The organism is Geobacillus sp. C56-T2, from assembly GCF_007829715.1.
GTDB classification, from domain to species: Bacteria; Bacillota; Bacilli; order Bacillales; family Anoxybacillaceae; genus Geobacillus; species Geobacillus icigianus.
The window spans coordinates 763407-786473 of record NZ_VJWB01000001.1 but is presented as its reverse complement, the minus strand read 5'-3'; the positions used below and the strand labels follow the sequence as shown (position 1 = coordinate 786473).

The following is a 23067-nucleotide window of genomic DNA, read 5'->3' as shown; positions in this document are numbered from 1 at the left end:
TGACCTTTTTTGACCATAAATGATTATAGCGGATCCACCGCCCGGTAAGCAAACCAAAAGCCACTCCGCGCTGGGAATGGCTTTTTCGTTTCATCGGCCTTACGGCTTGCGCAAATAAGTCCAATGCCGGTTATGGTTCGACGTTTCCGGAAACGTGTCACCGGCTTTCAGTTTCAGCTTTTTTGGATGTTTCACATTGTCTCCCGTTTCGCCGATCTCAATGTAAATGCCGTTGTTCGGCGCTTTGTCTCCCGGTTTAAAATGGCGCGGTTGACCCATTTGTTTCATCCCCCTTGCTTCGATTGCATTTGTTAGCTTTCCCGGTTTCGCCGCTGTTCATAAGAAGGAAATTGATGGGGAAGCCGCACACGGAGCGCCAAGCCTTTGACAAGGAAAAAGGGTTCCCCTCCGGAAATCCTTTTTCCTTAGGAAGAGCGAAAAAGGAACTCCCGAAGCGGGAATTCCTTTTTCTATAGGATCGACACTAAAATCGCTTTTTGGGCATGAAGCCGGTTGCCGGCCTGCTCAAAGACGAACGAGTTCGGTCCGTCTATAACGCCGGCGGTCACTTCCTCGCCGCGGTGGGCCGGCAGGCAATGCAAAAAGAGGTAATCGGGTTTGGCCGCTTTGACGAGCTCTTCATTCACTTGGTACGGCTGAAACACGCGAAGCCGCTCGGCGCTTTCGCTCTCTTGGCCCATGCTCGTCCAGACATCGGTATAAATCGCATCAGCCCCCGCCACGGCCTCAAGCGGGTCGTGGGTCACCGTGACAGCGGCGCCCGTTTTTTCCCCTATTTGGCGCGCCGCCTCCACATAGGCGGCTTTCGGTTCATAGCCGGGCGGACAGGCGATGGCCACATCCATGCCCACTTTCGCCGCGGCTGCTAGGAGCGCGTTGGCGACGTTGTTGCCGTCGCCGACATAGGCGAGCTTGACGCCTTGGAACGTTTTTTTCACTTCATAAATCGTCAGCAAATCCGCCAGCGCTTGGCACGGATGGTCGTCATCGGTCAAGCCGTTGATGACCGGAACCGACGCGTATTCCGCCAATTCTTCGACCTTTTCGTGGGCAAACGTCCGGATCATCATGACATCGACGTATTGCGATAAGACGCGCGCCGTATCGGCGATCGTTTCGCCGCGGCCGAGCTGCAGGTCGTTGCCGTTCAAGTAGAGCGCTTGGCCGCCGAGCTGGATCATGCCGACTTCAAACGACACGCGCGTGCGCGTTGACGGCTTTTCAAAAATCATCGCCATCGTTTTGCCGACAAGCGGCGTATACGGAATCCCTGCTTTTTGTTTCGCCTTTAAGTCGGCGGCGAGCGCCAACAAATCGAAAATTTCGTCTGTGGAAAAATCAAGCAGCGTTAACACATCTCTTCCTTTCAGTGACATGACTGCATTCATAAAATCACCGCCTGTTCTGCCTGTTTTTTCTTTTCCAGCCAGCTGTGGATCGGCTGCACATCGAGCTGATCGACAGCGAGCGCCTGCAAGAAGAGCTTCAACGTCTCGGGCTCTGTGAAGACGAGCAATTGTCGGGACAACGCAGCCATTCGTTTCGGCGCCTCGCCTTCCTCTTTGCCCAAGTCGATCACTGCCAGCGCCGCATCGCGTTTCACCCACTCAGCAAACGGGAGCTCGGACACCATCACCAGCTGTTTCGCTTCGATTTCCGCCGCCAGCGCCTCATCGATGCCGCCGATGACGTACATTTCATTGGCGTTCGCTTTCTTTTGCAAGTAGGCGTAAAACGCCTTGTACGCCGCTTCTTCCTTCGTCGCGGCGATGCTGATGCCTTCACCGGTCGATTTCATTTCCGGCCCAACAGTCGGGTCAACGCCCGGCAGTTTGTACGTGGAAAATACCGGGTACTTCAACACAACGTACGGCATGACCGCCAATTTACGCATGTTTTCATCGACCATGTCGACAAGCGATTTCCCAAGCAATAATTTTGTCGCAATTTGCGCCAGCGGCACGCCGGTCGTTTTGCTGACGATCGGCACCGTCCGGCTCGCGCGCGGATTGACTTCAAGAACATACACATGGAAATCGGCAATGACATATTGAATGTTCATGATTCCTTTGAAGCCGAGTTTGTTGGCAATTCGGCTCGCATAGTCGATGATTTTCGCTTTTTCTTCGTCTGTGAGCGTCTGCGCCGGCAGCCAAGCGTAGCTGTCGCCGGAGTGGACGCCGGCTTTTTCGACATGTTCGATGATCGTCGGCAGCAACAGGTCCGTTCCGTCTGTCACGATGTCTGCCTCCGCCTCTTTCCCGTCCAAATACGCATCGATCAAAATCGGATACGTCAACTCACCTTGTTCGATCAACGCGGCAAGCTGGATCTCGTTCCGGACGATGAACATGCCGCGGCCGCCGATCACATACGACGGGCGGAGCAGCACCGGATAGCCGATCTCAGCCGCTTTGGCAGCGAGCTCTTCGGCGTTGTTCGCCATCAAGCCGGGGACGTGCGGAATGTCAAGCTCCTCAAGCAACTGGTAAAAACGGTCGCGATCTTCCAGCTGGTCAATGATCTCGTAGGTGACGCCAAGCAGCGGCACACCGGCTTCCTCGAGTCCTTTGACCAAATTGATCGCCGTCTGGCCGCCGAATTGAACAATGATATGCTTGATTTGTTCGGCTTCAATGACATCGAGGACGCTCTCTAAAGTCAAGGGCTCAAAGTACAGGCGGTCAGCGACGGCAAAATCGGTCGACACCGTTTCCGGATTGTTGTTGATCATCACCGTCTCATACCCTTCTTGTTGCAACGCGAACACACTGTGAACAGAGCTGTAATCAAACTCGATCCCTTGGCCGATGCGAATCGGTCCGGCGCCGATGATCAGCACTTTCTCCTTGCCGCTCGCTTTCTTCCGCTCGTCTTCGCCGAAATACGTCGAGTAGTAGTAATCCGTTTCCGAATGGAACTCGGCCGCACACGTGTCAACCATTTTGTACGACGGCACGATGCCAAGCTCTTTCCGCTTGCGGCGCACGTCAAGCTCGGTCACGCCCCACGTTTCGGCCAAAAAGGCATCGCTGCATCCTTTTTCTTTCAAAAAGCGGAAGGTCGCTTCATCAATCGTATCGATTGACACAGCTGCCGCCTGTTTTTCGAGCGCCACGAGCCGCTCAAACGAGCGAAGGAAAAAGCGGTCGATTTTCGTCCATGCGTGAATGTCTTCGACCGTCATCCCGCGGCGGAGCAATTCTAAGATAGCGAAAAAGCGGCGGTCGTCTTTGTCAACAAGCAGTTGTTTCAGCTCATCGTTCGTTTTCGCCGCAAGTTCCGGCCAAAACAGCCCGTTGTTTTTGCCTTCAAGCGACTGCACCGCTTTTTGGAACGCTCGCTCCATGTTGCGGTCGATCGCCATCACTTCTCCGGTCGCCTTCATCTGCGTGCCGAGCTTGCGGTCGGCGTGCGGAAACTTGTCAAACGGCAAGCGCGGAAACTTGACGACGACATAATCCAAGGCTGGCTCGAAGCTGGCATACGTCGTTTTCGTCACCGGATTGACGAGTTCGGCCAGCGTATAGCCGACAGCCAGCTTGGCGGCGATGCGGGCGATCGGATAGCCGGTCGCTTTCGAGGCGAGCGCTGACGAACGGCTGACGCGCGGGTTGACTTCGATTAAGTAGTATTGCTTGCTGTTCGGATCAAGGGCGAATTGAATGTTGCAGCCGCCGATGATCCCTAAGGCCGAAATGATTTTCACCGCTGAAGAACGAAGCATTTGGTATTCCTCATCCGTCAGCGTCTGCGACGGCGCGACGACGATCGAATCGCCGGTGTGGATGCCGACGGGATCAACGTTTTCCATATTGCAAACCGTGATGCACGTATTCGATTGGTCGCGCATTACTTCATATTCAATCTCTTTAAATCCGGCGACGCTCCGCTCGATTAAACATTGGCGAATCGGGCTTTCGGCTAGGCCTTTTTCCACGAGCGCAATGAACTGCTCCATGTTGTCGGCAATGCCGCCGCCCGTCCCGCCGAGCGTATAGGCAGGACGAATAATGATCGGAAAACCGATTTTTTCGGCAAACGCGACCGCTTCTTCGACGCTTGTGACAATTTCGCTCTCCGGCACCGGTTCGCCAAGCTCTTGCATCAGCGCGCGGAACGCTTCGCGGTCTTCTCCGCGCTGAATGGCTTCAATCGGTGTTCCGAGCAGTCTCACCCCGTATGTTTCCAGCACGCCGGCTTCATGCAGCTGAAACGCCAAGTTGAGCCCGGTTTGGCCGCCGAATGTGGCCAGCAGCCCATCCGGCCGTTCCTTGGCGATGATCGCTTCGACGGCGTCGACGGTGAGCGGTTCAAAATAGACGGCATCGGCGTGAACGTCATCGGTCATGATCGTCGCCGGATTGTTGTTCACTAAAATGACGCGGTATCCTTCTTCTTTTAAGGCGATGCACGCCTGCGTGCCGGAATAGTCAAACTCAGCCGCTTGGCCGATGACGATCGGCCCCGACCCGATCAGGAGAATCGATTGAAGCGAGGAATCTTTAGGCATAGACTTTCTCTCCCTTTGCGACGGTTTGCAAAAACTCATCGAAAATATAGCCGGTATCGTGCGGCCCCGGATGCGCCTCCGGATGGTATTGCACCGATAAAATCGGCTTATGGCGATGGATCATCCCTTCGATGGAGCCGTCGTTGACGTTGATGAAGCGAATGGCAAGCGGTGTGGCCGCCAAACTGTCCTCTTTGACAACATAGCTATGGTTTTGCGACGTCATGACGACGTTTTGTTTCACCGCGTCCCACACCGGCTGATTCGCTCCGCGATGACCGAAGCGGAGCTTTTCCGTATCCGCCCCGTACGCCAAGGCGACAAGCTGATGGCCAAGGCAGATGGCGAGCGTCGGATACCGATCGATCAGCTGGCGAATAACGGGAAGCTGATGGCGCAGCTGTTTCGGATCGCCAGGGCCGTTGGAGAGGACAAGCCCATCCGGCTTGAGCGCCTCAATTGCTTCCGGCGTCGTATCGTGCGGCACGACCGTCACCCGGCAGCCGCGCGCAACGAGCGAGCGCAAAATCGATTTTTTATAGCCGAAATCGAGGAGCACAATATGCGGCCCCCCGCGGCCATACGTCTCCATTCGTTTCGTCGACACGGCGCGCACCGGGAACGCTGCTTCTTCACGGAAGGCAGAAGGAACGGACGACAAGCTTAACTCCGCCATCATCGTCCCTTCGGTGCGGATTTCTTTGACAAGGGCGCGCGTATCGACGTGGGTGAGCAGCGGAATGTTCCAATGCCGCAAATATTCTGCCAGGCTGTATTTCGCCCCGTAATGAAACCCTTCACGGCTCGCCTCGTAGACGATGACCGCCTCCACATGCGGGCGCTTGCTTTCAAAGTCTTCTTCATTGATGCCATAATTGCCGATGAGCGGATACGTAAAGACGATCATTTGATTTTTATACGACGGATCGGTCAGCACCTCTTGGTACCCGGTCATGCCGGTGAAAAAGACGATCTCCCCGCTCACCTTTTCCGCCAGCGGAACGGCGAGCTCGCCGCTGAACGTTTTTCCGCTGGCCAGATGCAAGTACGCTTTCATTGGCGCCACCTCATCGTTTGATTTTTATAACCGTTAAGGAATTTTTATGCATGAACAAGAATAAAAATGAGCCCCTTCAACCATCGGGTGACAACACGGCCGACGCCTCCGCGTTTTTCAACACCGCTGCCAACATGTCGACCGCTCGATCGATTTCCGCTTTCGTGACGACAAGCGGCGGCAGCAGGCGGATCACCTTTGGTCCGGCCGGCAAAACGAGCAACCCGCTTTCATGAATTAAAGGCAACAGCGGCGCGACGTCCATTTGGCATTCCACACCGACGAGCAGTCCGAGCCCGCGCACGTCCGTGACGATGTCAAGCGGGGAGAGCGCCTCGTTTAACCGTCCGAGCAAGTAGCTCCCCTTTTCTTGCACCTCTTGCAAAAACGCCAGATCGAACACGACCTCAAGCGTCGCCTTGGCGGCGGCCATCGCGATCGGGTTGCCGCCAAACGTCGATCCGTGCATCCCAGGACCGAACGACTCCTTTAAAAACGCCTTGCCGATCATCGCACCCACCGGAATGCCGCTGCCAAGTCCTTTGGCGACCGTCATGATATCCGGCTCAATGCCAAAATGCTGGTAAGCAAACGGCTTCCCGGTCCGACCGATGCCGGTTTGCACTTCGTCAATGATCAGGAGCGCGCCGTATGTTTGGCACAGCTCGGCCGCCGCTTGCAAAAACGCCGGGTCCACCGGGCGGACGCCCCCTTCGCCTTGGACGACCTCAAGCATCATCGCCGCGATCTCATCGCTCATGGCTTCTTTCAGCGCAGCCACATCATTGAACGGCAAATGGATAAATTCCGGAAGGAGCGGTCCGAATCCGCTATGCACTTTCTCCTGCCCGGTCGCCGCCATCGTCGCAAACGTCCGGCCGTGAAACGATTGCTGGAACGTAATCACTTTGTGCCTTCCCGTATGTTTGCGCGCCAGCTTTAACGCCGCTTCGTTCGCCTCGGCCCCGCTGTTGCAGAAAAAGACGCAATCTCCGGCGCTATGAGCGACAAGCAAGGAAGCGACTTCTTCCTGAATCGGGATCGTAAACAGATTCGATACGTGCCAATATTGATTGAGTTGCTTTTCAATCGCCTGTTGGACGTGCGGATGACGATGGCCGAGGTTGCAAACAGCAATACCGGAGACAAAATCGAGATATTGTTTTCCGTTGACATCGGTCACCACCGTGCCTTCCGCCGATTGCACAGCAATCTTCCAGCGGTTGTATGTCGGAAACAGCGCGCTCATGATGAGTAGACCCCCACTTCGTTTTCTTTTCGAATCGTTGTCCCGTGCCATGTCCCTTGCTCATAAAACGGCGTTTTGCCGCTGACGATCACCACTTCCGGCAGCGCATCGGACAAGGCGGAGAGCGCTGCCTTCACTTTCGGGATCATCCCGCCGGTGATGACGCCGGCTTCGAGCAACTGCTCGACCATCTCCGCTGTCGCTTCCTCGACGAGCGCGCCGTCTTGCAAAATGCCAGGCACGTTCGTCACAAAGGCGAGCTGGCTCGCGCCGATGGCTGCGGCCACCGCCCCGGCCGCCGTGTCGGCGTTAATGTTGTACGTTTGCCCGCTTTGGTCGACGCCAAGCGGGGAAATAACCGGGATGTAGCCCGCTTCAAGCAGCGTGCGCAAAAGACGGGAACGAACCGTTTTCACCCGGCCGACATAGCCAAGTTGATTCAAGTCAATCGGTTCCGCTTCGAGCAGCCCTCCGTCCACGCCCGAAACGCCGACCGCCGGCAAGCCGCGCTGGGTGAGCATGGCGACGAGCTGTTTGTTCACTTGGCCCGAGAGCACCATTTCTACAACGGCAAGCACGTCTTTGGTCGTTTTCCGCAAGCCGTTGACAAACTCGCTCGGCACCGCCAGTTTTTTCAACATTCGCCCGATTTCCGGGCCGCCGCCGTGGACGATGACGACATTCATCCCTTGTTCGCGCATCGTTTTCACGCTGGCAAAAAAGGCGGGAGACAGCTCATCAAGCACGCTGCCGCCGCATTTGATCACGACCGTGTTCCCCATTTCTCTCTCCCCTTATGTCCGGTAGCTGGCGTTAATTTTCACGTAATCGTACGTCAAGTCGCAGCCCCAAGCGATTCCAACGCCATCGCCGATATGAAGATCGACGTCAATGACGATCATGTCGTTTTTCAGGTAGGCGGCCGCTTCCTCTTCGGAAAACGGCTGCGGCTCGCTCCCTTTCAACATTACGATCGGCCCGATGGCAACATCGACGTTGTCCGGGTTCACGTCGGCATCCGCATAGCCGATCGCGCCGATGATCCGCCCCCAGTTGGCGTCTGCGCCGTAGACGGCCGTTTTCACCAAGTTGGAGCCGACGATTTGCTTGGCGATTTTTTTCGCTTCGTCATCCGTTTTCGCGCCGCGCACGCGCACTTCAATGAGCTTTGTCGCTCCCTCGCCGTCTCTCGCGATTTGTTTGGCCAAGTCCTCGCACGTTTTTCGCAGCGCCTCATAAAAGTTTTCCCACTCCGGATGATCCGGCGTCAGTTCATCGTTTCCAGCCAAGCCGCTTGCCATGACGATGACCATATCGTTCGTCGACGTATCGCCGTCGACCGTAATTTGGTTAAACGAAACGTCCGTAGCCGCTCGCAGCGCCGCCTGCAGCACCGGCGGCGAAATATTGGCATCGGTCGTAATGAACGCAAGCATCGTCGCCATGTTCGGGTGAATCATCCCCGACCCTTTCGCCGCCCCGCCGACCGTAACCGTCTTGCCGTCGATTGTCGTTTGATAGCACGCATGCTTCATCACCGTATCGGTCGTTAAAATGGCCGTTTGAAACGCTTCAGCATCCGCCATCGTCGCTCCTGGGGCAAGCGTTTCGATGCCGGCGCGGATTTTCTCCATCGGCAAATATTCCCCGATCACGCCCGTTGAAGCGACGGCCACATGATGCGGCGCAAGGCCGAATTGTTTCGCGCACAGGTCGCGCATTTCATACGCGTCGCGAAGCCCTCGCGCACCGGTGCAGGCGTTCGCGCAGGCGCTGTTGACGATGACCGCCTGCAATGTTTGCTCGACCGCAAGGCTTTCCTGCGTCACTTTCAGCGGCGCGGCCTGAAAATGGCTTTGGGTATACACCGCGGCGGCCGAAGCTGGCACGTCGCAAATAATGACTCCTAAATCGTTTTTCGAATAGCGCAGCCCGGCTTGCACTCCAGCCGCTTGAAATCCTTTCGGCGTGACGATCGTTCCATCGGCAAGCGCCGTCACTTGCGCCGTTTGTTTCGTCATTGTCATCGTTCGTTCCCCTTCCTTACGGATAGATCGGCAAGGATGGGAGGCCCGCCGCCTCATCCCACCCCATCATCAAATTGAAGTTTTGCACCGCCTGCCCGGCCGCCCCTTTCATCAAGTTATCGATCACCGCCACGACCGTCACCCGTCCCGTCCGCTCATCATAGGCGAGGCCGATGTCGCAATAGTTCGAGCCGTACACTTCTTTCGTTGCCGGAAACTGCCCCGGCTTGCGAATGCGGACAAACGGCGAATCTTCGTAACTTGTTTTATATAAATCTAGTAAATCGCTAAGGGAAAGCGGCTGTTTCGCCTTCGCGTACATCGTCGCCATAATGCCTCTTGTCATCGGGATCAAATGGGTGCTGAACGTGATCGGCTCCATCGCCTCGTTCCATGTTCCGAGCATTTGTTCAATTTCCGGAATGTGCTGATGGGTATTCACTTTATAAATTTTCACGTTTTCGTTGACTTCGGAAAAATGCGTCCCGAGCCCTGCTTTCCGTCCCGCGCCCGACACGCCCGACTTCGCATCAACGATGACCGAGTCTTCGCTGACCCATCCTTCTCTGACAAGCGGAGCCAGACCAAGCAGCGTCGCCGTCGGATAGCAGCCCGGGTTGGATAAAAGCTCGGCCTCGCGGATCGCTTCCCGGTTCCACTCGGTCAATCCGTACACCGCCCGCTCCAAATACGCGGCCGGCGCCGCCTCACGCCCGTACCATTGTGCGTACAGCGCGCCGTCTTTCAAACGGAAATCACCCGATAAGTCAATCACTTTCACTCCGCGGTCGACAAGCGCCGGCGCCCACTCCCCCGACACCCCGGGCGGCGTGGCGAAAAAGACCGCGTCATACTTGGCGAGCGCCTCGATGTCCAGTTTATGCAACACCACATCATCGATATCACCGATGTGCGGGAAACTCTCCGATAAATGAATCCCATCTTGCGACGACGAATAGACGTCACAGCGGTCAACGTGCGGATGCCCATGCAACAAGCGAAACAGCTCCGCGCCGCTGTATCCCGTCGCCCCGATGATTGCCACTTTCATGACGTTCCCCCTCACCCGTGTGCCTCATGTAGTACCCATTATAATACTGTATAAAAATAAAATCAAATGTATATTTAATAATTTTTGAGGAATTTTTTTCTTTCTCATTCACCTCCCAACGGAGCGGCCAAACCTGCTCTGACTGCACTGATGGAATCCATTCTTTTACCCATCCACCATTGACTCCAGCGTACAGACGATCACGAAAGATTCAACCAATGTTCAACAAGTTTTCAATCTTTCCACTATCCTTATATTGACTTCCCTCTTTTTTCCTGTACACTGTTATATAGCGACACATTCTACGCAAGGTTGTGATCCGATGAACGAGGTTGAATCTCGTGAATGGCAAAAATGGCTTCCATCACTTGGACATGATCTTCGCCTTGAGAAAGGAACGTACTTGTTTCAAGAAGGGGAAAAGGCAGACGAGATTTACTATATTCAATCGGGGAAAATCCAAATCAGCAAAATGGACATGGACGGGCGAGAGCTGACGCTGCGCATTTGCAGTGAGGGCGATTTGATCGGCGAGCTGACGCTCTTTTGCCCGGGCGCCCGCTATATGTTGACGGCGAAAGTGCTGGAAGACGGCGTCGTTTCCGCCATTAAGCGCGAGGCGCTCGAACAAGAGCTCGCCAACAACCCGAAGCTGGCCATCGAGTTCATGAAATGGATGAGCCTCCATTTCCGCAAAACGCAAACGAAATTCCGCGATTTGATTTTGCATGGCAAAAAAGGGGCGCTCTATTCCACGCTCATCCGCCTTTGCAACAGCTACGGCGTGATGAAAGAAGACGGCATTTTGATCGACCTCCCTCTTACGAACCAAGAACTTGCCAACTTTTGCGGCACCGCCCGTGAAGTCGTCAACCGCATGCTCGGCGACTTGCGGAAAAAAGGCGTCATCTCCGTGCAAAAAGGAAAAATTCTTGTCCACCATTTGCAATACTTGCGCGATGAGATCGCCTGCGAAGGCTGCCCGCCCGAGCTGTGCAGCATTGACTGACAGGCGGGTGCGGCAAAAAAGAAGGGGCTGACCTCCAAAGATCGCCTTACGCCCTTTGGAGACAGCCTCTTGAAACTTCAATCATGGTTGTCTTCTCCAAACAATTTCTCTCTCCTCCGCCGCTTTTCTTGTCTCAGGTTGTTTTTGGCTTGCAAAAAATAGCGCCGGCCGTCTTCATCGTATTGGTACGTCACAAACGGCGCACTTTCGCCTTCTCGGGTGATCGCGACAAGTGGATCAGCGGCGCTCCGTTCATACCGATACTGGCCGTCTTGGAAGCGGTTGCCCGTTCACATTGTGCGTGATCGTTTCATCACCTTTATATAAGAGGCTAGTGATTTCGTGCAAAATACCGCTGAGTTCCACCCATTTCTCAATGAGAGAAACCTCGCAAAATCGGCTTTCTTTTCTGAATGAAAATGCCTCCAATTGGTGTGTGGCAGCGGTTTTTCACCGGCCTTCTAAAAAATTTCTGATTTATACTTCGATTTAATTTTCATACTCCCAAATAGCGTAACAACTAATAGCTAAAGCTGTTTCGCCCCAAGTTTTTCTTGAACAATGGGCAAGTATTTTTTTGAGACGATCCTCTACACTTTTAATATTAAAGTCTTTCATGATAAACAATCCTCTCGCTATCTCCAATCCTGACTTTTCCACCATATTTTCTAACCTTTTTGGACTTGTAACATAAATAGTAAATACTTCAGCAGAATCCGAGTTCCCCTTGATACCAATATCCGCTTCAATTTCTATCCAAAAATCATCAACCTTCTCTCCCCAGTCTTCCTCCATTATCGTTAAACAAAACAATTCAGGGATTATCATGTATACGACTCCCTTCATGTATATAGAACTTTTCTAAGAGGCCGGTGAAAAACGGCAATTTCCTTTGATCGATGGGAAGAACGTATGAAAAGCGATCCCAATGCTACAAAGCTTTTCGATTTAAGAAACGATGCTCGAGAGCATGATGTGCCCTTTTGTCACCGCCCGTCTACATCTATAATACATGCTCATTGAAAAATTAACTTTTGACTTCTCCTGCAACGAGCTTCCTCCCCCATGGCTCAGCCTGCAGGTTGAGCCTACAAGATCTTTGGAGGAAATGATGCAGCGCTTAGGGTGTGCAGGATAACGGAGAGGTTAACTCTTCATGTTGCATGTATATAGCTTCCCCCATCGCTCCGCGTTACACATTACTTGATGCCGTTAGAATAATTTAGGAACAATGTATTAGCAATTTCTTGTGGAATTTGTTGATTTACAAAATTGAGTGCCACCCACGATAGAACTGTTTGATCAATAGAACGCCCAGTTTTTAAAATCGGCAATAAATCCGCACCATTGTTCCTATTTTGAAGCCCTAAAACACAAATCCCATAACATCTTTCTCCCCATATTGCCCATTTCATTGAAAGAGGTAGCCAAATAATGGTATAAGAATTGTATAACAACGCATCCGCCGGACTTTCCTCAGGGCCTAATTCAAGAACATCTAAATATTCATCAGGTGATAAATGGACCGGGAGTTTCATCCAATTATAATAATTAAACTCTTTGTAAAAATATTCTACTGGATTAGGGTCCAACACTGCGGTAAGGACATAATCATCTTTCGTTTCTTTAGATAATTGTTGGATTGTGCTCCAAAAATCTTCGTCCATTCCCCAGTCAAACTCTTCAAACAAAAAATAATTGAATTGTTCTCGGAATACCTGTTTAGGCAATCTATTTTCCAAATAAAACGCATCACTAGCCATTTCTATTAGCTTATTAAATTCCTTTTTATCCCTAACAAATAAAGCTTCTAAATTCACTGGAATCACCCTATTTTAACTTCTTTTGCTCCCTTTTGGATTGGGAAAGGTCTATTTCTTTCGTTTCAATTTCTTTATCGTGATGTTGATATCGTCGACCAGCGCGCTTTCACTTAACCATTTCCAAAATTTCTTTTTTGTTAAATACGTTTTTTCCTCAACAATTCTTTCAAGTCTTGATGCATCATCAGCATTTCCATATCTACCTATTGCAAGTATGGCATGAGCCTTTAGTGTTATATTAAAATCACCCGTTAAAATTTCAAAGAACTTATTTACTACATCTCTCGTAACTTTGTCCTTAGGAAATTTTTCTGCGAAAGCAAGTAGAGTAACGGCACTAAAAATACGCTCAAATGCCTCACTAAAGAGATCTTCTATTATAACGTTTGATGCTTCTGGATGATCAAATGAATGATAAATAGCCTCTGCTAATGCTTTGTGAGAATAACGGGAATCTGGTTTTCTGTACTCCTTGATTATTTCTTCTATTCCATACATTATTTGTAATTTCGCTACCTTGATTTGTTCCAGTGCCTCTTTGTTATCCGTTTTGATTTTGTCTAATTCTCTTATAGCATTGTCATCGCCAATTGTTCCTATCATAGCTATATCTGCGATTAAATCCGTGCCACTTTTTTTAGATAAATTGTGAATTTTTCTTTTTAATTGAGTTTCTTTCCCCTCTAAAAAATCCAATACACTTTCTGCATAAGCTTTAACAAAAAATATCTCTGCCTCATCTTCAAGAATAGCTTTCAGAAAAGGGATGACACTACTGTCATTTACTAATCTCAATGTTTCTAATATCCCAATCTTACCATTAGGATCTACTTTATAAAAGTATTTTTGTAAGATAGTAATTATATCCCTTCCCATCTTAGCTAAATCTGGAGCAACTATATCTATATTATGCTCATTAAAATTATTAACTAAATCTCTCACCGTCTCCTCATATTGATTCATATTTTTCACCCCTAAAACGAGCGTTGGCGAAGGATCGCACGAATCCATCCGCCCATAAGCGGGACGCGGTGTACATCCAACGAAGAAGGCGTTTCGATCGCGAGTCCCCCCTTGCTTTTCCCAGCCGTCTTGTCGTAAAGGCTCGTGAAAAACTTGTGGATTCCTTGATAATGTGCTCATCGATTCCTGAGGCATCCCCCTGTACATCGACTCTAACCAAGGAAGCAGATTCGTGTCCCCTGCTTTATTTGGTTGTCAGTTTATGTTAGCGGATTTGATCATCTACAGTTATAGTTAAAACTCTCGCAAAATCTTTAATTACTGTTTCAATTTCCTTTTTTATTTCGAAAGGCGGTAAATTAATTATATATCCCTTTTTTGATGAAAAAAACGGTTTGTTGACATTCCAAATATGGATATTTTCTATTAAATACCCCTCTTCTTCATTACCGATTAATTTTCCACTTGAATCGTTAATAGCTAAACAAACCAAAGAATAGTAATTTGTTTCAAAGCATTGACCTTTTTCCATACCATGCTCCTCAATACCTTTCAAAGCATCAACTTCATTAATTCGTTCTAATTTAATATCTAAAATATAGCCATTTTGGACAAAAAATTGCTGATACTGGTTAAGTATATCCACGATTATTTCTTCAATTTGTTCTTCTAGTTCGAAAACTCTCGTTTTTGATAATTCATCCAGTTTGACGGCCTTAAACTTTTTTTTCTTCATCTCTAATTCCTCCCTCCCTCTATAAATATTGATGTATCAAGGCTTTGCGGCCTCTCAGGGGTGTCAAAAAAATATTTTTCGACAAAATCCCTTACATCCTTTTTCAGTTTTGTGGATATCTTACAGACCTAGGGTGCGCTTCGCGGCCACTGCTGGGTATTTTTTACTGCAGTGGGGATAAGCGTATTCGATGCACCCTTGGATCTCTGCATCGCTGATGAGGACGAACCCTCCCATGTCTCCGGGCGTCTTCGCGCCAACATTCCCTCGTTCGGTCTCTTCATCAGGCAGAGGCCGGCTAAGCTCCTTAAGGGACTCAAGGTCGAATGGATGATATCGCGCCAGCTTCTCCGGTGTCATCCTGTTGTCAAGAGAGTTCCGTTTTACGCGAGAAGATAGGCACTAGGCGGCCCGGACTTGAACATGGGCGAAGACATCTTGCCTCATTCGTTCTCCATCAAACGCTTGCTTCTTCGTGCAGATGGTCAACAACACCTTGAGCAGTTTGCCGCACAACACCACGATCGATTGTTTTTTGGACAGCGGATTCACCGCCCGGGTCGTGTAATCATTATGCAACTCGCGAAACGCCTCATTATGGCGGATCAGGGGGATCATCGTCCGAAACAGAACCGAACGCAGCCGTTTTCGTCCCCGTTTCGAGATCCGTTTTTGCCCTTTGTGCTGGCCGGAGGAGTTCTCCTTGAGCGTCAGGCCCGCGAATTTGATCAGTTGCCGCGGGTCCCGGTAGTGGGCAAAGCTCCCGATCTCGGCCAACAGGTCAACGATCGTGGCATCTCCCAGACCATCCACCGTTTTCAACCACTGATATTCCACGGTCGTTTGCGCCAATGCTGTCAGTTCCGCATCCAGTGCGGCGATTTCCTCCTCCAATTGGCGATATCGGCGGACGAGCGCGGCGATCTCAAAACGGGCCATCTGCTGTCCTTCCGTCACGCCAATGGAATGGCTCGCGGCCTCAAGCAGCTTCCGGATTTTCGGTTTCTGGGGCGCTTTCAGCCCTTCACTTTGCCGGTAGATCTCCACAAGCTCCTCCACGGTGCGGCCGGTGATCTCCTCCGGAAACGGGGTGAGTTCCAGCACGGCCAGCGCCATTTTCCCTAAGTTGGAGAAGACGGCGGAGAACTCAGGAAAATACCGGTCGGTCCAACGGATCATCGCGTTGCGCACAGCTGTATGCTCGTTCATGAACGTCTCCCGCAGCGTGCTCCCGACGCGTAAATCCGCTTCGATGTCGCGAAGGAGCCGAGGGAAGCTAAACCGCCCGTCTTTCGCCAGTCTGGCAATGACCAGTGCGTCTTTGGCATCGTGTTTCGTCGGCAGATTGTCATCGAGCTCTTTCGATCGGCGCACATGCGCAGGATTGACCATGACCAACGGGATCCCTTTTTCCTCAAGGAAATAGGCCAGGTTCAACCAGTAGTGCCCGGTCGGCTCGATCGCCACGATGACCTTGGTTTTCCCAAACTCGTTCATCGCTTGTCGAATGCGCTGATCCAGCTGCTCAAAGCCTTGTTTCGACTGGATGACGGGAAACGATGTCTGGAGCACGCGTCCCCGGGCATCGACGAAGCAGGCATAGTGCTTTCGTTTGGCGATGTCCATCCCTACCACGAGTGTTTCATCCGTGACTTGATCGATCTTGTGATTTTGTGTACAATTCATCTGAAGTCCTCCTTGGCATGAATTCAGGGTCCATTTGTTGGTTGACACCCCTGCATCATACCAAGAGGGCTTTTTTTGTTCAAGTCCTCGGAAAAGCTTCTAACAGGAATGCTCCTAATATAAAGGTGGAACTTAACAGAGTTCCACCTTTATTTATAAGTTATCCCTTAATACGTTTACCATACCATGTCCAACGTTTAGTTCCTTTACTACTTCTTCTAAATTTCCCCTGATAATAGCTCCACCTATTTAACTGCCAATGATAACCATGACCGTTATGAGGGGGATGAAATTCGAATGATTTATATGTGTATCCTATACCCTTACGAGTTCTCCATTTAACACCATAATTTTTAGTAATAAGGTTCATCACCAAAAGATGTACTTGATTTTTACGTTAAAATGTGATAGAGGTCTCTAGACGGACACGCAAAGTAAAACGCTGGATATTTCGATACCCATATCCTCGCCTTTTGATCAATTTTATTTTGTTGTTGATTCCTTCCATTGGACCATTTGAGTAAGAAAAAACGATGCAAGAAAGCACTGCGTCTCTTCGAGTGATGAGTGCCTTGGCCATCCTGCGTACGGCGGCACAATCGCTAAAAAGGTACCGGTCAAACCATTGGGTCAAACGAGTTTCGGCTTGCTTTGTTGTTTGGCTTTTGGATACGTAACGGAAATGTTGAAGTGCTTGATCAACATCACGTAAATAAGCACTTTCTTGGCACCATTGTCGAACTCCCTGTCTCTCTTCTTCTGTTCATTTTCTGGACGTTGGCTGAACAATCGGCACACGCGGCGAACGCTTCCATGTTTGGTTCCGCCTTTGGCAAGGGATTTGCGACAACGTTCCCGTGCATCGGTGAATAACCAAATCACATGGAAGTGGTCAAGAACATGGATGGCTTTTGGACATACCTTTTCCATGGTTTTTCTCATGGCAGGAGCCAAGTCGCTGACTACATACTTCACTTTTTGGAGGCGACGGGTTGAAGCGTCTCCACAATGGCTTCTTCATTTTTTCCAGAAGCAATGGAAAGGACATTCCGAGTCTGTGTGTCCATCACCGCTACTCCGTAATCATGTCCCTTTCGGAAAGCGAATTCATCCACACATACGACGGTAGGATTCGATGTTGGTAAAAGAGCCGGGGCATATTGATAAAACCAGCGTTCTACGGTCGTGTAGGCGAGTTGTAACAAGCGAGCGACTTCTTGAATCGTTTTTCCGATGCATAACTGGGCGACCCATTGTTGAAACGATTCCGTCGCGATACTGTGAGACGGAAGTCCCGGATAAGAAACGGTGAACGTCAGAGAACAGGCTTGGCAACGCCGTCTTTCGATGGGAAGTTCAATCCAAAATAAACCGACCGTATTGGTATAGCCATGAATCCATTGTTTCCGTTTCGATGACATTTTGATGGTTCGTCCGAAGCAAGTCGGGCAGATCGGACAATGAGGAGGGAGGGAAAGTTCAAAAATCCATCGTTCTCCCTCTTTTCGTTCTCCATGAATAAGAAAGCCTGGTAAAGTGATCAAATCTTTGATAAACTGAGATTGCATGCGAAATTTCCTCCATGGTTGATGGTTTGGTTACCTTTACCATACAGGAAATTTCGCATTTTTTGTACCCTTGATCAGAAAACAACTTGATTGTCAAGTACATTTTGTGGTGAAGATCCAGTAATAATCATTATCAACAATAATTGCCATATTCATCAATGCCTATTGGATAGTAAGCCATGTCAGTTACAATCTTATAAAGACTTTCATGTCTTCCTGATAACCAATCTACCGTAAAATCCTCTGGATTTACATAGCCGATATTTGCCTCATTTAATTTATTACATTCAAGCCAATACTTTCTAAATACAGCAATAACTCTTCCTGAATGACATATTGGGTCAAATCTTTCTTTGATGAAATTTTCCAATTCCTCTTCAGTATCAAATTTATTACGATTTATCTCTCTAATTCTTTTTAATCTTTCTTCTTCTTCCTTTACTGCTTCTGTTAGCTCACGTACATACTCGTTAAACAATGTTTCGTATTCTTTCATACTCTATAGTCCCTCCATGTTACGGCCATTCAGTTTCCGGTTTTATACGCCTTATACCCATCATACACCGCAAATCCAGCGTTAACTACAAACCAGAAGAAATGCCCGTCCGAATCCACTAACATTAATCAAAAAGAGGGTGTCCCAAAACGACTGGGACACCCTCTCTCATCGCTATATATAAGCACCAGCCGCTTCCCTACCATACTATATGTTGTGTCTTTCTTGAGGAGAGATCGCTTTTTGGGTCAGCCCCTTTTGAGAGTTACCTTAATCCTTTAAGTTTTGAAACGGTATTATCTTCGAGTTATTAATTTTTGTAGTTTTCCAACAACTTCTCGCAAAACGATTTAGCGGTTTCCTTGTCATGATAGACTGCATAAATATAATCCAAAGCTTCATTTAACTGCAAAGCGTCCGGTAAAAGGGATTCTTTAAATTGGGACTTAACATTTTCTTTGCAAGCAAATACATAAAGCTCCTGATCTCTTTCTCCCCAAATCCCCCATTGTAGAGATGGTGAGGTAAACACTAATTTACAACTATAGTCAACCAGCCCAATATAAATATTCTCCAAAGGTTCTGCGTTTAAGATGTCTAGATAATTTTCGTACGAAAGATCGACCGGGATTTTTGCCCATTCATACCTTTTCATTCTTTCATTATAATCGTTTTCTAGTTCAGCCAATAGAATATATTTATCACCTGATTTTCGAGCTAATATTTGCAATCCGTTCCAGAACTGCTCTTCATACATACCGTGATATTCCCCAAAAAGGAAACCATTATACTCTTTACGAAAGACCTGATTTGGCATGGATTGATTAAGTATAAAAATGTGACTCAATCTTTCTTTCATCTTACTATAATCGTTTTTATTTTTAATAAAGAATTTTTCAAGATTCATTTACTTTTGCCGTTTTCCCTCCTTTTTTAGGATCTGAAGATACTTTCTCTCCATTTCTAGCTCTTGTATGATTGCATCCTTATTCATGTTAGCTCAAAATCCCCCTCCTCTGGATCAACTGGGTTAAAGCGGGGATCTCCAGAGTTTTCTATGAAATAAAAAGAGGAAACACCTTTGAACCCAATCTTATTTTTTAATTCTTACTACTCTTCCAAAACGTTATGAAATCAACACCTATACTTTCTGCCCGCGGCGCTAGTTGGGCGCTAGTCTTAACCAGCACTACGAGCTTAAAAAATACCGGTAATTTCAATTTGAGATACAATGTCTTTTAATTTTTCTTCACCAATCAATGCATGATTTATAAAATCACTTACATTTGTATATTCTTGCTGATTTAAATTATAGTACTTTGTAAGGCAAATGCCTACTTGAGTATTAGTTATTGAATAACGTTCACCCTTATAGATAAATTCTATATCATGCCCAATCTCTATAAGCTCTATTAATTTTTCTAAACTCATATTTTTCTTCCTACTTTCCTCTATCTTTATTCATTGGTCCCACTTTCTCTTTCCATTTATGTCAATGTGGTCCCCCAAAGATGATGTTTCGGATTCCCGTGATCGCTATAGTCCATGTCTTTTTTCGCTCTTCCTTCATCTATACCTAAATATTGTTTCTCATTAATGGTTGTTTGGTATAAGAGAACGGGTTTCTTCTTTAATAGTTCTCTAAGACCTTCGAGTTCTAATGATGGATTTATTATTTCTGAAATGTTCGCTTCTAATGATGAAACGATAATACTACTTTCCTTTATTCTATCAAGGTCAAGACAGTCAACTTCCTTACCTTCAACTTTGAAATAGAACCTACATCGAATATCACCGTCAACATCTCGTGGAAGCTCTAGAAGGCTGTTGAAAACATTGTTCCATTCATAATCTTTCCAAATTTATCCTGTAAATAATATTTTTACTAACTCCATACAATATACTTCCTCTACCAAAATAATAATCAAATGTTAATTTGTTACCTTTTGTATCGTATGCTGTATATTCTTTATGCTGCTTATTTTCTAGATTAATTCCGACAATATCTCCTTCATTAGTTACAACAAAAACCATATTGTGCCCCACAACCAAATTTTCTCCACGACTAACATTCGATTCCCACCAACAAGCAGTATTACTATTCTTTTTTAATTGCACTATAGGATATTTTGCATCTGCACTATAATAATATAGCCATACATCGTTAGAATCAGAAATGTTTACTGCATGACAATGATCAATGGGTGGAAAATTTCGTTGCTCAACTAACATATCAAATGCATCATATATCATAGCCCCATTTTTATCGAAACATACAATTCCCTTACTTCCTATTTCACTTTCATGAAAAATTCCTTCATCACTATAACCAATCCATATATGGTGATCTTGATCTACTTTACATGTATTTACTCCATTACCTACACAAAATTCTTTTAATAAATTTCCTTTTTTGTCATATATAAATGCATTATTTTCTTGATCATGTGTTAAGTAACCACAGATTAGTAGATAGTTATCTTCTATTAACTGCAAGAATTGTAATTCTTTATTTGCAACGACTTCATACAACCGCTTCTCTCCATTATCTAAATGGACTATTTTATATAAAAAGGGATTGCCATTAGTATTTTCATGTAAATAAAGTATCAATATATCGTCTTTTAATCCCAAGTCTACATATATAGGTTGGCATTCACCCAATTCTTTAATTTCATAATATTTAGTAAATATTAATTTGCCAGTATTCAAATATATAACCCCTTTCTTTTTATAGAGAGGCAATATATAGAAAAATCTTCTTCTGTTAACTTGTTTTTTTTAAATACTAGGTTTTATCTGTAATGTATAAGGCTTTAACTCCTTTTTAATAAAATCTTATGAATATCCTCAATGTTTGAGGTCGTAAGGAGCACATACGGAGTGTTTCCAAGGCTAATGAAAATTTTTTCATTATGATTGGCGAACATAAGTGCTGCTCCTGCTTCAAAAGTGAAATCGAGCTTATTAGAGTTCGGTTTATAATAGTATGCATCCTCTAAAAAAGTGCTAAGCTGAAATCCATTTTGAGATTGCATTTCTTTTATCTGGATGAACTCTAATTTCTCTTTAGGATTGAACGATTGTAATGTTGGCATTTCTATTTCCTTTTTGATCAACAGATGGTCAATCTCCGCTTTATAAGCGATTTCTGTTTGTTCCGCCGTCACTACATAACATTCCTGATGATTCACCTGCAGTACGACTTGTGTGCAGCGAAAAGCTTCTCGGATAGTCAGGATCTAAATACGAACAACTTACAAATACTCGTATATGTTGTGATTGGGAAATTCGACGTAAATCATCAAGCTTTGCTTGGATCGGAATCAGGTAATGTGGTGCCGATGACAACGGAACCTCTCCCTTTTAAAAATGTATATCTCATAAGCTCCACCACGTTAAATCTAGATTTACCTCCCATATTTTCCTTTTTTATTGTGTTTATGAAGAAAGATAAGACACTTTATTTATTTTCCGTGAAAATGCCGAACTGGCGCGGATTTTCATCCCCTGGTGGAGGGCAGATCGCGCTGCCCATGGAACTTTTCCATATAATCTGTGTTTCGTTTTCTTTTTCTAAAAAAGTTACAACCCACCCGAAATGATGTAAACGATCAGTAAACGTCACCTTATGATTTAGCGTCCACATTAAATCACCCAAATATCTCCAATAAAAAGATTCGTGTGGTCTGTCTACTCTTACTAATCTTTCTTTCTTTAAAACTTTATTTCCTTTTTGACGTTTTATTTCTAAATATATATCTACATAAGAGACTTCGTGTTCACATATAATGCTACATATATATCTACGATTAGGACTGCTCTTTTTCTTATAGATAAATGTATTTTTGTAATTTAATTCTTTTATCTTGTTGTATATTTCACGAAAAACTTGCTTATCCCATCCTCGCTCATCAGCAAGTTTTTCCATACCCTCTTGTAACACTTCTAATGCCATTTTCTTTTTTTCCAAGTCATCCGTAAGAGAGAAATATTGATTATAATCCATTTCAACATAAACAGTAATAAAATCGGGTACCCTTTCCATTTCCATTTCTTTCTCGCTTAATTTAGATAGATCCGGTACGCATTGAATGATAATTCCCTTTTCCCCATCTGTATGAATTTCGGGCAAAAAACGAGTATAAAGTGACGTAATACATCTTGTTTCATAATGAAAGATGGCGGACTTGCTTTGCCTATAATCGGTAAAGGGGCTTGTCTCACCAGTATCATCGTCAACTATTACAGTATGATCAAAATAGTTTATATCACTTGGAATAGAAAGTTGAATATCCCTTATAACAGTCATTTTTTCACTTCCTTTTAATGAACCTCTCCCACCTACATTCCGTTTCAAGGGCTGTCCTATATAGATGTGACAGCCCATTTTGCAATATTAAACAATCAAAAATTTTTAACTTTGCACTTTAATTAACTGGATAATCTACTAGAAACTCCTCTCCATTGATCACTATACTTTTAGCTTCAATAAATAATAGTGCCTCCCAAAATTCAAGTACAAAGTTAGCTGAAGAAAAGTATTCACCACCCCAAATTTCTTTTGACGAACTGATATGAATTTTACCTATACCATTCTTATAGTAATCAATTGAAGTTAGCTCAATGTAATCTCCATCTTCTGGATCAACAGGGTTCAAGCGGGAATCTCCAGAGTTTTCTACGAAATAAAAAGAGGAAACACCTTTGAACACAATCTTATCATCTTTCTCATTATCAACTACTTTCACATTTAGACTAATCGTATGAGATAAAATATCAATATGAAAACTTTTGACTACGGAAGCCCACATTTCATTTAATAAAGCAACTAATTTCTTTTGATTCATACTAATCACTCGCCCCTT

At 46.8% G+C, this 23067-nt stretch carries 23 protein-coding genes and 4 pseudogenes; 1 reads left to right on the top strand and 26 read right to left on the bottom strand.

Translation table 11 applies throughout. The features are described from left to right. Positions 1-99 precede the first annotated feature (99 nt). The 8 genes from GC56T2_RS04050 to argC form a co-directional block, all read right to left on the bottom strand. On the bottom strand, positions 100-279 hold the full coding sequence (locus tag GC56T2_RS04050; protein WP_031405116.1) for a YjzC family protein: 180 nt from the start codon (positions 277-279) through the stop codon (positions 100-102). A 191-nt stretch (positions 280-470) separates the two neighbouring features. Further along, positions 471-1409 (bottom strand): ornithine carbamoyltransferase, encoded by a 939-nt coding sequence (gene argF, locus GC56T2_RS04045; protein ID WP_031405118.1) that lies wholly within the window; start codon positions 1407-1409, stop codon positions 471-473. Continuing rightward, entirely contained in the window at positions 1406-4534 is a 3129-nt protein-coding gene (locus GC56T2_RS04040; RefSeq protein ID WP_144973224.1) for a carbamoyl-phosphate synthase (glutamine-hydrolyzing) large subunit, read from the bottom strand. Before GC56T2_RS04040 ends, argF begins: the two co-directional genes overlap by 4 nt. Then, positions 4527-5591 (bottom strand): carbamoyl phosphate synthase small subunit, encoded by a 1065-nt coding sequence (locus GC56T2_RS04035; RefSeq protein ID WP_144973222.1) that lies wholly within the window; start codon positions 5589-5591, stop codon positions 4527-4529. The genes GC56T2_RS04040 and GC56T2_RS04035 overlap by 8 nt, the downstream gene beginning before the upstream one ends. Before the next feature lie 76 nt (positions 5592-5667). Further along, positions 5668-6840, bottom strand: coding sequence for an acetylornithine transaminase (locus tag GC56T2_RS04030; RefSeq protein ID WP_144973220.1), 1173 nt, complete (start codon positions 6838-6840; stop codon positions 5668-5670). Further along, positions 6837-7622, bottom strand: coding sequence for an acetylglutamate kinase (gene argB / locus GC56T2_RS04025; protein WP_144973218.1), 786 nt, complete (start codon positions 7620-7622; stop codon positions 6837-6839). Before argB ends, GC56T2_RS04030 begins: the two co-directional genes overlap by 4 nt. A gap of 12 nt (positions 7623-7634) precedes the next feature. Beyond that, positions 7635-8867, bottom strand: coding sequence for a bifunctional ornithine acetyltransferase/N-acetylglutamate synthase (gene argJ, locus GC56T2_RS04020; RefSeq protein ID WP_144973216.1), 1233 nt, complete (start codon positions 8865-8867; stop codon positions 7635-7637). A 16-nt stretch (positions 8868-8883) separates the two neighbouring features. Next, complete coding sequence (gene argC, locus GC56T2_RS04015) at positions 8884-9918, bottom strand: N-acetyl-gamma-glutamyl-phosphate reductase (RefSeq protein ID WP_144973214.1); 1035 nt, start codon at positions 9916-9918, stop codon at positions 8884-8886. A gap of 322 nt (positions 9919-10240) precedes the next feature. On the opposite strand from argC, the gene GC56T2_RS04005 reads away from it, so the two are divergent. Continuing rightward, entirely contained in the window at positions 10241-10927 is a 687-nt protein-coding gene (locus tag GC56T2_RS04005; protein WP_144973210.1) for a Crp/Fnr family transcriptional regulator, read from the top strand. Positions 10928-11088: 161 nt separating this feature from the next. On the opposite strand, the pseudogene GC56T2_RS18335 reads toward GC56T2_RS04005, so the two are convergent. The 18 genes and pseudogenes from GC56T2_RS18335 to GC56T2_RS03925 all read right to left on the bottom strand — a co-directional run. After that, positions 11089-11245: pseudogene (locus tag GC56T2_RS18335) on the bottom strand (RHS repeat domain-containing protein); the annotation flags it as partial. Positions 11246-11416: 171 nt separating this feature from the next. Further along, positions 11417-11755, bottom strand: coding sequence for an Imm8 family immunity protein (locus GC56T2_RS03995; RefSeq protein WP_172706442.1), 339 nt, complete (start codon positions 11753-11755; stop codon positions 11417-11419). 371 nt (positions 11756-12126) lie between these two features. Beyond that, complete coding sequence (locus GC56T2_RS03990; RefSeq protein ID WP_255516011.1) at positions 12127-12747, bottom strand: hypothetical protein; 621 nt, start codon at positions 12745-12747, stop codon at positions 12127-12129. Between the two features lie 51 nt (positions 12748-12798). After that, on the bottom strand, positions 12799-13713 hold the full coding sequence (locus tag GC56T2_RS03985) for a hypothetical protein (protein ID WP_144973204.1): 915 nt from the start codon (positions 13711-13713) through the stop codon (positions 12799-12801). A 15-nt stretch (positions 13714-13728) separates the two neighbouring features. Continuing rightward, positions 13729-13865 (bottom strand): annotated as a pseudogene (locus GC56T2_RS18330) (IS701 family transposase); the annotation flags it as partial. Positions 13866-13978: 113 nt separating this feature from the next. Continuing rightward, positions 13979-14449: a hypothetical protein gene (locus GC56T2_RS03980; protein WP_144973202.1), complete on the bottom strand. Its 471-nt coding sequence runs from the start codon at positions 14447-14449 to the stop codon at positions 13979-13981. 402 nt (positions 14450-14851) lie between these two features. Then, positions 14852-16135 (bottom strand): IS110 family RNA-guided transposase, encoded by a 1284-nt coding sequence (locus GC56T2_RS03975; RefSeq protein ID WP_144973200.1) that lies wholly within the window; start codon positions 16133-16135, stop codon positions 14852-14854. Between the two features lie 397 nt (positions 16136-16532). Beyond that, positions 16533-17703: pseudogene (locus tag GC56T2_RS03970) on the bottom strand (ISL3 family transposase). A gap of 133 nt (positions 17704-17836) precedes the next feature. Continuing rightward, complete coding sequence (locus GC56T2_RS03965) at positions 17837-18199, bottom strand: hypothetical protein (protein WP_144973198.1); 363 nt, start codon at positions 18197-18199, stop codon at positions 17837-17839. 35 nt (positions 18200-18234) lie between these two features. Then, positions 18235-18327 (bottom strand): annotated as a pseudogene (locus tag GC56T2_RS18445) (RHS repeat-associated core domain-containing protein); the annotation flags it as partial. 182 nt (positions 18328-18509) lie between these two features. Continuing rightward, entirely contained in the window at positions 18510-19106 is a 597-nt protein-coding gene (locus GC56T2_RS03960) for a hypothetical protein (RefSeq protein WP_144973196.1), read from the bottom strand. Positions 19107-19189: 83 nt separating this feature from the next. After that, complete coding sequence (locus GC56T2_RS18440; protein ID WP_483299725.1) at positions 19190-19291, bottom strand: YxiG family protein; 102 nt, start codon at positions 19289-19291, stop codon at positions 19190-19192. Positions 19292-19396: 105 nt separating this feature from the next. After that, positions 19397-19630, bottom strand: a complete 234-nt coding sequence (locus GC56T2_RS03950) for a hypothetical protein (protein WP_144973194.1) — start codon at positions 19628-19630, stop codon at positions 19397-19399. A 56-nt stretch (positions 19631-19686) separates the two neighbouring features. After that, positions 19687-20061, bottom strand: a complete 375-nt coding sequence (locus GC56T2_RS18325; RefSeq protein ID WP_370454557.1) for a DUF4304 domain-containing protein — start codon at positions 20059-20061, stop codon at positions 19687-19689. Next, a complete protein-coding gene (locus GC56T2_RS03940; protein ID WP_144973192.1) occupies positions 20045-20911 on the bottom strand; it encodes a hypothetical protein in 867 nt (288 codons plus the stop codon). Before GC56T2_RS03940 ends, GC56T2_RS18325 begins: the two co-directional genes overlap by 17 nt. Positions 20912-21015: 104 nt before the next feature. After that, positions 21016-21369 (bottom strand): hypothetical protein, encoded by a 354-nt coding sequence (locus tag GC56T2_RS03935; protein ID WP_144973190.1) that lies wholly within the window; start codon positions 21367-21369, stop codon positions 21016-21018. Between the two features lie 293 nt (positions 21370-21662). Next, on the bottom strand, positions 21663-22511 hold the full coding sequence (locus tag GC56T2_RS03930; protein ID WP_186440023.1) for a hypothetical protein: 849 nt from the start codon (positions 22509-22511) through the stop codon (positions 21663-21665). 118 nt (positions 22512-22629) lie between these two features. Further along, complete coding sequence (locus GC56T2_RS03925; RefSeq protein ID WP_255516010.1) at positions 22630-23049, bottom strand: YxiG family protein; 420 nt, start codon at positions 23047-23049, stop codon at positions 22630-22632. Positions 23050-23067 lie beyond the last annotated feature (18 nt).